Origin of the sequence: Marinobacter sp. AC-23, assembly GCF_001858325.1 — a bacterium.
Taxonomy (GTDB): Bacteria; Pseudomonadota; Gammaproteobacteria; order Pseudomonadales; family Oleiphilaceae; genus Marinobacter.
In genome coordinates this window covers 69,929-83,569 of sequence record NZ_MBPP01000006.1, presented here as the reverse complement: position 1 = coordinate 83,569, position 13,641 = coordinate 69,929, and the positions used below count along the sequence as shown (strand labels likewise).

General features: G+C 52.8%; 8 protein-coding genes and 5 pseudogenes. 7 read left to right on the top strand and 6 right to left on the bottom strand.

The genetic code is table 11. The features are described from left to right. Nucleotides 1-31 precede the first annotated feature (31 nt). From purB to BCA33_RS03865, 3 genes and pseudogenes are all read left to right on the top strand, one after another. Nucleotides 32-1,398, top strand: a pseudogene (purB, locus tag BCA33_RS03875) (adenylosuccinate lyase). Nucleotides 1,399-1,415: 17 nt separating this feature from the next. Beyond that, a pseudogene (locus BCA33_RS03870) lies at nucleotides 1,416-2,565 on the top strand (cupin domain-containing protein). Nucleotides 2,566-2,569: 4 nt separating this feature from the next. Further along, complete coding sequence (locus BCA33_RS03865; protein WP_071263568.1) at nucleotides 2,570-3,538, top strand: GNAT family N-acetyltransferase; 969 nt, start codon at nucleotides 2,570-2,572, stop codon at nucleotides 3,536-3,538. A gap of 9 nt (nucleotides 3,539-3,547) precedes the next feature. On the opposite strand, the gene BCA33_RS03860 is transcribed toward BCA33_RS03865, so the two are convergent. Continuing rightward, a complete protein-coding gene (locus BCA33_RS03860; RefSeq protein ID WP_071263567.1) occupies nucleotides 3,548-4,537 on the bottom strand; it encodes a LysR family transcriptional regulator in 990 nt (329 codons plus the stop codon). A 245-nt stretch (nucleotides 4,538-4,782) separates the two neighbouring features. Here BCA33_RS03860 and BCA33_RS03855 point away from each other — a divergent pair, with 245 nt between their 5' ends. Together BCA33_RS03855 and BCA33_RS03850 are read left to right on the top strand one after the other, a co-directional pair. After that, nucleotides 4,783-5,556 (top strand): hypothetical protein, encoded by a 774-nt coding sequence (locus BCA33_RS03855; protein ID WP_071263565.1) that lies wholly within the window; start codon nucleotides 4,783-4,785, stop codon nucleotides 5,554-5,556. A 50-nt stretch (nucleotides 5,557-5,606) separates the two neighbouring features. Further along, nucleotides 5,607-7,607, top strand: a complete 2,001-nt coding sequence (locus BCA33_RS03850; RefSeq protein ID WP_071263564.1) for an ATP-binding protein — start codon at nucleotides 5,607-5,609, stop codon at nucleotides 7,605-7,607. Here the strand turns inward: BCA33_RS03850 and BCA33_RS03845 are convergent. Both BCA33_RS03845 and BCA33_RS03840 read right to left on the bottom strand, forming a co-directional pair. Continuing rightward, nucleotides 7,573-8,033: pseudogene (locus BCA33_RS03845) on the bottom strand (MarR family winged helix-turn-helix transcriptional regulator). The gene BCA33_RS03850 and the pseudogene BCA33_RS03845 sit on opposite strands and share 35 nt — an antisense overlap. A gap of 9 nt (nucleotides 8,034-8,042) precedes the next feature. Then, nucleotides 8,043-8,467: pseudogene (locus BCA33_RS03840) on the bottom strand (glutathione peroxidase). A 332-nt stretch (nucleotides 8,468-8,799) separates the two neighbouring features. On the opposite strand from BCA33_RS03840, the gene BCA33_RS03835 reads away from it, so the two are divergent. Next, nucleotides 8,800-10,014 carry a pyridoxal phosphate-dependent aminotransferase gene (locus BCA33_RS03835; protein ID WP_071263562.1) on the top strand — a complete coding sequence of 405 codons (1,215 nt, stop codon included), beginning with the start codon at nucleotides 8,800-8,802 and terminating at the stop codon, nucleotides 10,012-10,014. 24 nt (nucleotides 10,015-10,038) lie between these two features. Next, nucleotides 10,039-10,515, top strand: coding sequence for a hypothetical protein (locus BCA33_RS03830; RefSeq protein WP_071263560.1), 477 nt, complete (start codon nucleotides 10,039-10,041; stop codon nucleotides 10,513-10,515). Between the two features lie 6 nt (nucleotides 10,516-10,521). On the opposite strand, the pseudogene pdxB reads toward BCA33_RS03830, so the two are convergent. The 3 genes and pseudogenes from pdxB to BCA33_RS03815 all read right to left on the bottom strand — a co-directional run bounded on the left by pdxB (nucleotide 10,522) and on the right by BCA33_RS03815 (nucleotide 13,538). Next, nucleotides 10,522-11,674 (bottom strand): annotated as a pseudogene (pdxB, locus tag BCA33_RS03825) (4-phosphoerythronate dehydrogenase PdxB). Nucleotides 11,675-11,691: 17 nt separating this feature from the next. Then, nucleotides 11,692-12,978, bottom strand: a complete 1,287-nt coding sequence (locus BCA33_RS03820; protein ID WP_071263558.1) for a DEAD/DEAH box helicase — start codon at nucleotides 12,976-12,978, stop codon at nucleotides 11,692-11,694. Next, a complete protein-coding gene (locus BCA33_RS03815; RefSeq protein WP_302848212.1) occupies nucleotides 12,975-13,538 on the bottom strand; it encodes an elongation factor P hydroxylase in 564 nt (187 codons plus the stop codon). Before BCA33_RS03815 ends, BCA33_RS03820 begins: the two co-directional genes overlap by 4 nt. Nucleotides 13,539-13,641: the final 103 nt, after the last annotated feature.

The window sequence follows — 13,641 nt, the reverse complement described above, 5'->3', positions numbered from 1 at the left end:
ACCGATTCTTTGATCATTTGAGAGGTTTTCGATGGAACTCAACGCCCTGACCGCCATTTCCCCGGTCGATGGACGCTATGGCAATAAAGTCAGCGTTTTCCGTGATATTTTCAGTGAGTATGGCCTGATCAGGAACCGTGTGACGGTCGAAATCCGATGGCTGCAGCAATTGGCGGCACATCCCGGCGTTATTGAAGTGCCAACCTTTAGCTCAGAGGCGAACTCGTTTCTTGATAAAATGATCACGGAATTCGGTCTTCAAGATGCTCAGCGCATCAAGGAAATTGAGCGCACCACTAACCACGATGTCAAAGCCGTTGAATACTTTATCAAAGAAAAAATCGCGGGAGTTCCGGAACTTCACGCGGTAACCGAATTTGTTCACTTTGCGTGCACCTCTGAGGACATCAACAACCTCTCCCACGCGTTAATGCTTCGCGAAGGCCTGGATAACGGCCTGCTGCCAACAATGACCCGAGTGGCCGACAAACTGGAGGCACTTTCGCAGGCGCACGCAGAACAGCCAATGCTGTCCCGCACCCACGGCCAAACGGCCTCGCCAACCACTGTTGGCAAAGAGTTCGCTAACGTGGTGTACCGCCTGCAGAGGCAAATCAAGCAAATTCGCAGTATTGAGATACTTGGCAAGATTAACGGTGCAGTAGGCAACTACAACGCCCACATCTCGGCCTATCCCAATATAGATTGGGCCGCCAACGCCAAAGCATTTATTGAAAACCTTGGCCTCGACTTTAACCCATACACCACGCAGATCGAGCCCCACGATTACATCGCTGAGCTTTACGATGCCGTTGCCCGCTTCAACACCATTCTGATCGACCTGGACCGGGATATCTGGGGTTATATTTCCTTAGGCTATTTCAAGCAGAAAACCATTGAAGGCGAAGTGGGCTCCTCTACCATGCCCCATAAGGTCAACCCCATCGATTTTGAAAACTCGGAAGGCAATCTGGCATAGCCAACGCCTTGCTAGGGCACCTGTCTGCCAAGCTGCCCATTTCACGCTGGCAGCGCGATTTGACCGACTCCACCGTACTGCGCAACTTGGGTGTTGGTTTTGCCCATAGCTTGATCGCCTACGAAGCCACGCTCAAAGGGTTAAGCAAATTGGAAATCAACCCGGCGCGTCTCGACGAAGACCTCGACAAGGCCTGGGAAGTGCTTGCCGAGCCGATCCAAACGGTCATGCGCAGATACAGCATCGAGAAGCCTTACGAAAAGCTCAAAGCTCTGACCCGCGGCAAAGCCATGACACCAGAAGTGATCAGAAGCTTTGTTGAAAGCCTTGAGATGCCAGACAGCGCAAAAGCAGAGCTGATGGCCCTGACTCCGGGCAATTACATTGGTAACGCCGTTGACCAGGCCCGCAACATTTGAATCAAGGAAGCACAACGATGGATATGCTTGGCGGACGTTCGCCTTCGGACTTTCTGAAAGACTACTGGCAGAAAAAACCGCTGGTCATTCGCCAGGCATTTCCCGGCTTTCAGAGCCCTGTCGATGCAGACGAGTTGGCGGGACTTGCCTGCGAAGAAGGTGTGGAATCGCGTATCGTTATCGAAAACGATGACGGAAAGCCTTGGCAATTACACAACGGCCCTTTCTCTGAAGAGCGTTTTAGCCAGCTTCCCGAACAAAACTGGACGTTGCTCGTTCAGGGTCTTGACCACTGGGTTCCAGAAGTAGCGGATCTTCTTGAACACTTCCGCTTCGTGCCCAACTGGCGCCTTGACGACATTATGGCCAGCTATGCGCCAAGGGCGGCAGCGTAGGCCCTCACTACGACCAATATGATGTATTCCTGCTGCAGGCGCAGGGGCACAGGCGCTGGACGTTTGGTGGTCGGTGCGATCAAACCTCGCCCAGGGTAGAAGGCACACCTTTGCGCATACTCAGTAGCTGGGAAGGCGAAGAAACGGTCACGCTTGCCCCTGGCGATATGCTGTACCTGCCGCCCGGCGTTGGCCATCACGGCATCGCCGAAGACGATTGCATTACCCTGTCAGTGGCTTCCGTGCGCCAACTATCGACGACTTGCTTACCGGGTTTACGGATTTCCTTTGCAACCAGTCAGACGCCGCCAATCACTTGAATGATCCGGATTTGAAGGTCCAAGACAATCCGGGCACCATCGAACCAGGTGTTATTGACCGCCTTCAGGCCGTACTGGCAGAAAAGCTTGAAGACAAACGCTCGCTGGCTTTGTGGTTTGGCCAGTACGCAACCGCACCCAAGAGCATAGACGTGGTTGTGGCGGCAGATGAGCCAGCCTCTGAAGAGGATTTTTCCGAAGCTCTCCGGGCTGGCGAGCAATTACGCTGGAACGAAGGCTCGCGTTTTGCTTACCATGAAGAAGGTGACGAAACCGCTCTTTTTGCAGACGGTGAGCAGTTTTTGCTTAAAGGTGACGCGCGCCCACTGGCGCCTTTGCTGTGCGCGGGTGCCCGAATCGACATGAGCGCGCTGGCGCCGTTTGCCGGAGACCCTGCCCTGCTCGGCCTGCTTACAACGCTTTATAACCAGGGTTCTGTGTATTTCGAGTGATGCCATGACAATCAAGATTCGAAAATACAGCTGGCAGCTTGCCCCAGGGCATATCCGCAGCATTCGCCAAAAAGTCTTTGTTGATGAGCAGAAGGTTCCACCAGAGCTGGAATGGGACGACACTGACGAAATTGCCGATCATTTTCTCGCGGTTCTACCCGATAACACACCTGTAGGCGTGGCCCGGCTGTTTTCAACTCTGGGGGAAACCGGTCACATTGGGCGCATGGCCATACTGCCGGAATTCCGCGGCCAGGGTATCGGAGAGGCGCTGCTGCAGCATCTGATCACGGAATCCGCCGGTCAGTACCAAGAGCTGAAACTTTCCGCCCAGCAACACGCCATTGCGTTCTACCAGCGCGCCGGATTTCATGTCTGCTCCGATCCTTACGATGATGCCGGCATCCCTCACCTGGACATGCGCTGCCTGGCCCCGGCTCTGCTTGACACGCAAACTGGCTCCGGGCGTCCCCGCCCCTTGCTGCTGGGCGCGGACACACACGCCTGGCTTTTCGATAACGAAAGCAGTCTTCTTGACCTCATGGACTCTATGGTCGGCCAGGCAGGCCAGCGCTTATGGCTGTATGACCGGATACTGGATCACGACCTCTACGATCGCCACAGGTTCCGGGAGTTGGTATCTGAACTTGCGCGCCGCCACAGGCTTAGTGAAATTCGCCTGCTGATCCACGATGACCAGCCCCTTGTAAAGCGCCGACATCAATTGGTTGAATTGATGCGAAGGCTGCCTAGTCGTATTGAATTGAGGCTGGTCAATACCGACCACCTCTATGAAGATAGGCCTTTCATGCTCGCAGACCGGCAAGGCGTGGTGTTCCGGCATGACTTCACCCGGCCTTCAGGATTTGCCGGGTTCGCCGACAGTGGTCGGGTGAAACTGCTGTCGGAAAAATTTCAGCGCATGTGGGATGCCGGGCGCAGCTCGCTTGAATTGCGCGAACTACCGCTCTAACGGCTTTGCCTAAGGGACATCCGCAGACTCGAAACGCGCCCCAAAGGGCGCAAACTCCTCATCCACCTCTTCCGCCACATCTGAAATCAACCTACGAAGCCATTGATGATCAGAGTTGTGCTGTAAAAGTGGGCTCCATGCCATTTTCAACTCAAAAGGCGGAATATCGAAGGGCGGGATCTTTACCACCAGGTTAGGGTTATCTTTTTGCAACCAAGCAGCCCGGGACGGCAGCGTCGCAATAAGATCGTGCTGCTCCGCCAACAGCATGGCCGACTGATAATGGCGGGTAAACACGGAAATCTGGCGTTTACTCCCCATCCTGGACAAAGCTTCATCAACCCAGCCAAGCCTCTGGACGTCTTTTGGGTTTACCCCAACGCCCACACCGAAACCGGTTTTGCTTACCCAGATATGGCTTGCATCCAGGTAGGTATCCAGAGTGAAAGGCTCTTTCAATATCGGATTGCGGGCGTTCATCAAGCAAGCAAAATACTCGATCCAGAGGGTTTTTTGATGGAATGACTGGGGGATTTTATCGAAGCGGTTAATCGCCATATCAAGACGCCCCTGCTCCACATCCAGAAAACTCACATCGCTGGGGGTCAGCACATCCAGGGTTACATGTGGGGCCTCCTGCCGGATCCGGCGCAGCACCCTGGGCATCAGGCACGATTCGGCATAGTCACTGGCCATAATGCGAAACACCCGCTGGCTGTCCAGCGCTGCAAAGGGGGTCTTTTCCTGAACCGCTTGCTCAATGTTTGAAAGAATACTCCGCACCAGCGGCTGCAGCTCACGGGCACGTTCTGTAGCAGTCATCCCTTCACTGGTTCTTACCAGCAACGGGTCACTGAACAGATCCCGCAACCGGCGCAGGCTGTTGCTCATGGCCGGCTGCGTAATACCAAGATGGTTTGCAGCCTTGGTGACGTTTCGCTCCCTCAGTAAAACATCAAGATAAACAAGCAGATTGAGATCAATGCGAGAAATGTCCATGCACAGCTCCAGAACACAATAGAAACCATTAACCGGGCACGTCTCACGCGCCACATTCACCAATCTAATATACATCATGAAATTAATTCATTAAATAAATATATAAAACGAACTTTCACATTTGATTTCAGCTTCAACGCCGTATTTCTGCTAATCTTTCTGATACTTGCCGGACATCCCGGTGTATCGAGCCAGAATTCTTTAGCAGGCATGACTTGCCCAAAAGCCGGAGTCATTACACAAAAATGAATACCATTACTATTGTTCTGGCCTTGGCGGCCATTGTTGTGATTTCGATTGTCGTTCTTGTCATCAGCCAAATGCGCGAAAAGGCCAAGATTGAACGTGTTCGCAAAATCACGGCACTGGAGGATAGCTACAAGCGCTGCAACCTTTTGCTGTCTGAACTTCCAGGGCAGTACCTGACAGGCGATTTGAAGCTACTGCTACTCCGGCGAATGGAGGATGTTTGCAACGATTTAACCAGCCTTAAATCCAGCCTGCCTATTGCGCAGTGGCGGGAGTCCGCCTTGCAACTGAAAACTCAGATTCAGGAAAACCGGGATGAGGCGCGACCGGTCAGAATCGATTCAGCAGAAAAAGCCACCTACACTAAAGAGCTGCTTCAAAATTTGTTCAAACTGATTGAAGCCATGCACAAAAGCGGGCGCATCGATGGGGCGACCGCCAAAAAAAATCTTAAGTATATTTTGTTTTTGGTGCATAAAACCCACGCTGACTTACACGTTTTCCAGGCCCGCGATCACATCCGGAAAGACGAGATACGCAAGGCTATTCACGCCTATCACCTAGCCAGCACAGAGATGGGTAAATCCAAAGACAATCCGCTGGCAATGAAAGCAGTTAAAAGTTTCCGAATCCGCATAAAGGAGCTGGAGGCTTTGGGTGCAGGCGGTGAGAACACCGGTTCTGCAGAATCCGAATCACAACTGGACAAACAGTGGGATAATTTTCTTCACGATGAAGAGTGGAAGAAAAAGGCCGACTACGACGACTGAATATACGAGCCGGGTAGCACCCCTGCCCGTGAACAAGGACTGTGACATCCGTGACCAAAGGCTTCAAACACCGGCTTTCTTACCGACTCACCCGCGATACTGTGCTGATCGCCATGGTGTTGGGATTTATCCTTAACGTTGCACAAATCACCCTGGATTATTTCGCCGCCCAACGCTCCATGGACGAAGACATCCAAGCGCTGATGGAAGTCAGCCATAACCCCGCCTCCCAGATCGCTTACAACATTGATGTGCGCCTGGCAGAAGAGCTGCTCGATGGGCTTCTCCGCCACCCCGCTACCATTGACGCCAGAATTGTCGATAGCGAAAACAGCACCATGGCCGCCGCCAGCACGAGCAGCCCAGTTTCCCCCTATCGCTGGATCAGCGATGAACTGTTTGGCTCTAGCCGGGTTTTCAGCCGAGAACTGCGTGTTTCACAGCTCAACAATCTGCCCTTGGGGCAACTTGTGGTTACCATCGACACTTACCACTACGGTTTGCAGTTTTTGGAGCGCGCAAGCTACACGCTGATCAGTGGACTTTTGAAAAGCCTTATTCTTTCTGCTTCGCTGCTTGGCATTTTCTACTTGATACTCACACGACCGATGCTCAGCGTTATCAACGCGCTAGGCCAAGTTAAAGCCAGCTCCCCAGAAAAGATCCGCCTACCGGTACCTCCAGGCCACCAGCAAGATGAAATAGGCACAATGGTGGAGATTGTCAACCAGCACTTAACAAGGATAGATTCCACTCTGGCCCAGCTCCGCAAGGCGGAAAATGCGTTGAAGAACTATTCGACCGAACTGGAACAAGAGGTCGAAAGCCGAACCCGGGAAATATCCGACAAGAACCACGCACTACAACGGGGCAACCGGGCACTGGTAAAAGCGAAAGAAGATGCCATGCGCAGAGCCAAAGCCAGAGCTAATTTTCTGGCCAGCATGAGCCACGAAATACGCACCCCACTTAACGGTGTGCTCGGCATGCTAGGGCTCGCACTGGAAAGCGAGCAGGATTCTACCAAGCAACACCGCCTTCAAATTGCTTTGTCGGCCGGGGAAAGCCTGCTCGGTATACTTAATGACATACTGGATATTTCCAAGGTTGAGGCCGGCAAGCTCAACCTCGAGAACATTCCGTTCGATATAAGCAGCCTGATTGAGGAGTGCGCAACTCTGCACACCCAACAGGCCCGCAATAAAGGCGTCGAACTCATTGCAGAGACAGACCCAAGCTTCCCAAGCCAATTCTTAGGCGACCCAACTCGTATCCGCCAAATTTTGAACAACCTGCTCAGCAATGCCATCAAGTTTACCAATTCCGGCAACGTGCGAATCAGCGCCCACTATTCCGAAGGCACTCTAACCATTGAGGTGGTCGACACGGGCATTGGTATGAGCAAAGAGGGCCTGCGCCGGATATTTTCCCCCTTCTCTCAAGCCGACACGCAAACCACGCGCCTTTATGGTGGTACAGGGCTAGGACTAACGCTTTGCCGCCAGCTGATTGAGCGTATGCAGGGTGAAATAAAGGTCAATTCCAAAGAGCAAGTAGGTACTCGGTTTACCGTCACCCTGCCGCTACCTGTATACAGCAGCCTGGCCACAGACAACACGGGAAAGCTTGCTGAAACTACCGAACTGCCCAAAACTGTCATAAAGCCACAACGACCACTCCGGATACTTTTGGTCGAAGACAACGAAGTAAACCAGATGGTCGCTAGCATGCTATTGAAAAAAATGGGGCATCAATCAGACACCGCGGAAAATGGCCTGCTGGCAATCGAAGCGCTGAAACAACAGCATTACGACCTGGTGCTCATGGATTGCCAGATGCCGGTAATGGATGGTTACGAAACGACTCGCAAAATCCGCGAGAACCCTGAATGGCATGACTTACCAGTGATAGCCGTTACTGCCAACGTGATGCAAGGCGATCGGGACGACTGCTTCGCCTGTGGCATGAACGACTACATCACCAAGCCTTACAACCGCGACCAACTAAGTGCTGCGATTACACGCTGGACTGCTTACTCTGAGCCTCAATAGCCTGAAGCACCTCATTTAGCTCATTTCGCAATGCCAACAGCCGGTCTGGGGCAAGATCCAGGCCGCACAGGAGTTTCTGTGGTACCTGGGCGGCTCGCTTTTTCAAATCGGCACCCTGCCCGGTCAGCGTTATGGTCACAACCCGCTCATCATCTGCACTGCGCTCCCTGCGGACAAGCCCCCGTAGAGCGAGGCGCTTGAGTAGCGGCGTCAAGGTGCCCGAATCCAGACGCAGGCGCACGCCAAGATCCGACACACGGGTTGCGTGACCGATCTGGCTCGCTCCCAAAGTACAAGCATCACCAGATACTGCGGGTATGTCAGTTCCAGTTCAGCAAGCAGCGGGCGATACCGGGCGGTAATCGCCCGGTTAGCCGCATACAGGCTGAAACAGATCTGGTTGTCCAGTGCGAGTAAATCGTTCAAAACTGCACCCTACAAAAGTTTTTCAATGTCTGCCTTGATGTCTTCAGGCTTGGTAGTGGGCGGGTAACGACGCACAACCTCTCCATCACGGCCTATCAAAAACTTGGTGAAGTTCCATTTTACTTTCTCCGACCCCAGAAGCCCCTTTGCCTCGCCCTTCAGAAATTGGAACAGAGGGTGAGCGTTCTCGCCGTTGACATCCACTTTCGAAAACATGGGGAAATCCACGCCATAATTCATGCTGCAAAACTGGCTGATGGCCTCGTCATCTGCAGGATCCTGGTTCATAAACTGATTGCAGGGAAACCCAAGCACTTCCAACCCCTGCTCCCCGAGATCTTTGTGCAAAGACTGTAGCCCCTCAAACTGGGGCGTAAAGCCGCACTTGCTGGCCGTATTCACAATCAGCAGCACTTGGCCTGATAGTCAGCCATCTTTTTGTCATTACCTTTAATGTCTCGAGCAGTGAAGTCATAAATAGAGTGTGTGGCCACGGGGCGCTCCTTGGTAAACCATGAATACCTATGTAAAACAGGATGAATCAGTACACTGCAAAATTAAGTTGTGCACAATTAACTTGAGAATATACACTTTAACACGCCGACGCAATTGTTTTATAGCGCGTGAATTAACCAAATATAGCGCTAACTTGCCATAATTGATCACAATTACCCTGTTGCCGTTGCCCTCGCCTCCGCTAGAATAGTCGTTTGCCTCAATGGCAGGCGCCTGTTTTACGTTTAATGACTAAGGAAGCCCGGGTCTTATGCAGAACTACTACAAATCCGCCAAGCTGGATAACGTGTGTTACGAAATACGTGGCGTAGTCATGCGCGAGGCGCGGCGTCTGGAAGAAGAAGGCCATCGTGTACTCAAACTCAACATCGGTAACCCGGCCGCGTTTGAGCTGGATGTGCCCGAAGAGATCCAGCAAGACGTGATCTACAACATGCAACAGGCCCAAGGCTATGTAGAGTCCAAGGGACTGTTTTCGGCTCGCAAGGCGGTCATGCACTACTGCCAGCAGCGGGGCATCGACAAGGTCGATATTGACGATATATATCTGGGCAATGGCGTCAGCGAACTGATCGTGATGTCTATGCAGGCGATGCTCAATACCGGTGACGAAGTGCTCATCCCTGCACCCGACTATCCGCTTTGGACGGCTGCTGTCACCCTTTCAAGCGGCAAGCCCGTGCACTATCACTGTGACGAGGAGCAAAACTGGTTCCCGGACATCGATGACATTCGTAAAAAAATCACGCGCCGCACCCGTGCGATTGTGCTGATTAACCCCAACAACCCTACGGGCGCCGTCTATAGCCAGGAATTACTGGAGCAGGTTATTGAGCTGGCCCGCAAGCACAATCTGATTATCCTGTCCGATGAGATTTACGACAAGATACTCTATGACGGCACACAGCATGTACCCACGGCATCACTCGCCGACGATGTGCTCTTTTTCACCTATAACGGTCTTTCAAAGAACTACCGTGCTGCAGGCTATCGTTCAGGCTGGATGATAATCAGCGGCGCCAAGCATCTCGCTAAAGATCTGATTGTAGGCATAGACATGCTGTCTAATATGCGCCTGTGCGCCAACGTACCTGCGCAACTGGCCATACAAACGGCACTGGGCGGTTACCAATCCATCAATGATCTGGTAGCCCCGGGCGGCCGACTGTACGAGCAGCGCGAAACTGCCTGGCGAATGCTGAATGACATCCCTGGCGTAAGTTGCGTGAAGCCCCAGGGTGCGCTGTACCTGTTCCCCAAGCTGGATCCAAAAAAATTCCCAGTCGTAAATGATGAAAAACTGGTGCTGGACCTATTGCTTCAAGAAAAAATCCTGCTAGTTCAGGGCTCTGCATTCAATGTGGATGACAAACAGCATCTGCGGGTGGTTTTCCTTCCCCGCAAAGACACACTAGAAGATGCCATGGGTAGGCTGGGCAACTTCCTGACCAGCTACCGCCAATAAAAGCACAGGGAAAAGGATTGACTCATGGCTGACATCCACATTGAAGAGTTCTACAAAGACGCAGCCATAGCCTTGGCTCAGCTTTACAATGCCTTTCCAAGGCGAGTTAACCTGTTTGTAGAAGATATTGCCGGCCCGGACGAAACGGATGAATTCGGCTTGCACAGCAAGCGCCACATGGCATGTTTCGGCGCACTTCTATGGCTGGCTGAGGAAGGTTTTTTACGTTACGTGGATACAATCCGGCAGGAGGCTCTTGATCAGGCGGTTCTCACTCAAGAAGCGTTTACTCGCCTGAGTTCACCCGCACCAGACGCTCTGGTTGAAGCGCTCAGAGGGCCAGAAACCACTACACCCCCCTCTTTGCCGCCGTCTTTACTGGAAGATCTATCCAGCCACATCCATCTGGTGCGCACTGCCCTGAAAAGCCGGGACTCTGCTCGTATTGGTCACGCTGTCAGGGCTACTCTTTTTACCGACGACAAAGCACCAGCGCGTTAACTGGCGTCAGATTTTCAGCTTGAAGCCGATAGCTCGAAAGCTGTCTTGCAGGGATTTACTCGTGCCTTTGAGCTGCACTTTCAAACTGGAGCATTCTCGTCGCACCGGATAATCCCGGCGCAAGCGGTCAAACTCTACACCCTGTTCAGCTTTGGGCATCCTCATGACATAACGCAAGCGAGCGTCGTCCTGTCTTGGGTCGTAGCAGGCCCGCAACGCAATTTGGACAGCGGCTCGCTCATCAGCTGCACTGGTAAACGATACTTTACTCAACGCTGGCTCCGGAAGGAACTGCCCAGCCTGCTTGCGTGTTGGCAGGCCCATGAACTTGCTCATGGCCTGATAAACAATCTCGGTACCCTTCATCTTCCCTTCAAGGCTATAGCCTGCGATGTGCGGCGTAGCAGCCAAACCCTGTTTACCAGTTCGGGGCTAATGCTTGGCTCCTGCTCCCACACGTCAAGCGCTAACAGCGGCGCATTGGCTTGACCCAACCGCTCCTGAAGTGCTGTACCGTCGATTACTTCGCCTCGCCCGGCGTTAATCAAAAGCTGTTCAGACGTCAGCTTCGCAAGCTCTCGCTCGCCGATCATGTGAAAGGTGGGATGTGCAAAATCGCGAGTCAGAGGCGTATGGAATGAGACCACGTCACACGCAAGCGCCTCATCCAGATCAACAAACGTATCGGCTGTGTCTAACTCACGTTCAGCCCTGGGCGGGTCACAAAGTTTGACTCTGAAACCCAGACGAGTAAGTTTTTCTGCCAGCCCGCTACCTACACTCCCAACCCCAACGATACCTACACTGAGTCGCGACCAGTCACCCAGTACGCAGCGCTCCGCATACAAGGACAATACTGCCAGCACGTACTCGACAACACTATTGGCATTGCAGCCTGGCGCGGCGGAGAAATAGATACCATTTTCCTCGAGCCAGCCAAATCGATGTGATCAGTGCCAATTGTTGACGTTCCAACAAAGCGTACACGGCTGCCTTCAAGCAGAGAGCGATCTACCCGCGTTACCGACCGAACCAGCAGCACATCAGCATCACGAACATCGTCTGCATTCATGGTGCGGCCAGACACACGACGGATCTCACCAAAGTCGCCAAAAAAAGCGTCCAGCAGCGGGATGTTCTCATCTGCGACGATTAACATATTAGCTGTCAGCCTTATCAGTTCCGGCGTGGGCGGGAGTTACGACCAACTGGCCTCCGGCCACCTTGGCCTTGGGCTGGACGCCTACCGCGCTTGCGGGTAATGGGAGGATTATCCATTTCAGCCATTAGCGCTTCATCCGGCACCGTAGTTTTAAGTTTTTGGCCGATATATGCTTCAATGGCCGGAAGGCCGAATGAATCATCCTCGCCCGCAAAACTGACAGATACGCCGGTTTTGCCCGCCCGACCGGTTCGTCCTATGCGATGCACATAATCTTCGGCGCTGTCTGGCAGGTTGTAATTGAATACATGGGTAACGCCATCAACATGGATGCCACGCCCTGCAACATCAGTGGCCACCAGCACCTGAATGCTACCAGCTTTGAATTGGTCCAACGTTTTCAGGCGCTTGGCCTGGGCGATCTCGCCCGACATAAGAGCCACTTTAACACCCTGATTACGCAAATCCTCTTCAAGATCCCGGCACTGATCACGGCGATTGGCAAACACCAACGCCTTGTCAACTTCGGGACGCTTTAGATAGTTCACCAACACCGGCAGTTTTTCATCGTCACCTACCAGATAAACGGCCTGCTCAACCCGCTCAGCGGTTTTCTGCTCGGGCTCTATCTCTACAAACTCGGCATTGTTGGTCCACATGGATGCCAGGTTCAGAACGTCCTGATTGAAGGTGGCGCTGAACAGCAGTGTTTGACGCTCATCCTTAGGGGTGCATTTGCGGATAATGCGCTTCACATCCGGTATGAAGCCCATATCCAACATTCGATCCGCCTCATCCAGAATGAGGATATCGAGCTGGTCAAGGAACACATCCTGGGAGCCTAAAAAGTCAATCAACCGACCTGGGGTGGCGACCAGAATATCAACAACTCCGTTGTGTAGCTGTTCACGTTGCTTATCGTAGTGCATGCCGCCGACCACGGTTACGACATTGTGGCCAGTATGCTTGCACAACTCTTCAGCATCCTTGGCAATTTGCATGGCCAGTTCGCGGGTGGGAGCCAATGCAAGAACCCGAGGCTCAGACGCAAAACGGTCGCCTTCGGGTATGGGCGTTTCCAGCAAGCTTTGTATGGCGGTAATAAGAAACGCCGCGGTTTTCCCGGTACCGGTCTGGGCCTGGCCAATAAGATCTTCACACGCCAGCGTCCAAGGCAAAGTTTCAGCCTGTATGGGTGTGCAATATTCGAAACCAATGGCAGCAATGGCGTCCAGCAGGCGCTTATCCAGATTCAGTTCGCTGAATCTCAGATCGCCTGTGTGCTTTGGGTCAGATGTCATGGAGTCTCAGTTTGCCTCATAATGTTCTTTTCAGAATATAACGGAACCACGCGCCCAGCGTCATCGCGCCAGGCTTTACTGAAGGTATCGCCGGTTCCATAAAACGATTTCAGCGTATCAAAAAAGGATTGTGCCCGCTTCGGCAAGCCTCTAGCCAGGTAGTCCTCTGCCTGTGCCAGTACTTTGCGACGGAATCCATCGTCGTCTGAAGCACCGTCTCCAGCCAGGTTGTCCACGCTAATATGAAAACGTGAACCTGCGGCGACAGAAAAAAGCCACTCAATAGCCTGGGGCTTTACCTCAACCTGCTCAAACGCTCGCTGCTGCTCGGGTGTGCGCCCGTCGGGGCAGTACCAGTATCCATAGTCGTGAAGTGTGCGCCTATACTCACCCGCCACGCACCAATGGCTTATTTCGTGCAGAGCACTGGCATAATAGCCATGGGCGAAAACGATCTGTGCAGGTTTTTTGGCGCTGCCTGCAGGCAGGTATTCAGGTTCTTCGCCGCCTTTAACCAGCATTGTCCGGAATGTTCCCCGAAACAGGTCATTAAACAGCATGATAAGATCATTTGGACTGTGATTCATTGGGACGCTATTGTGCGACTTTAACGCGCCCAATGCCAGAGGGAACTTTTGCATTGCCTTTGTGTCCATTGGCTGG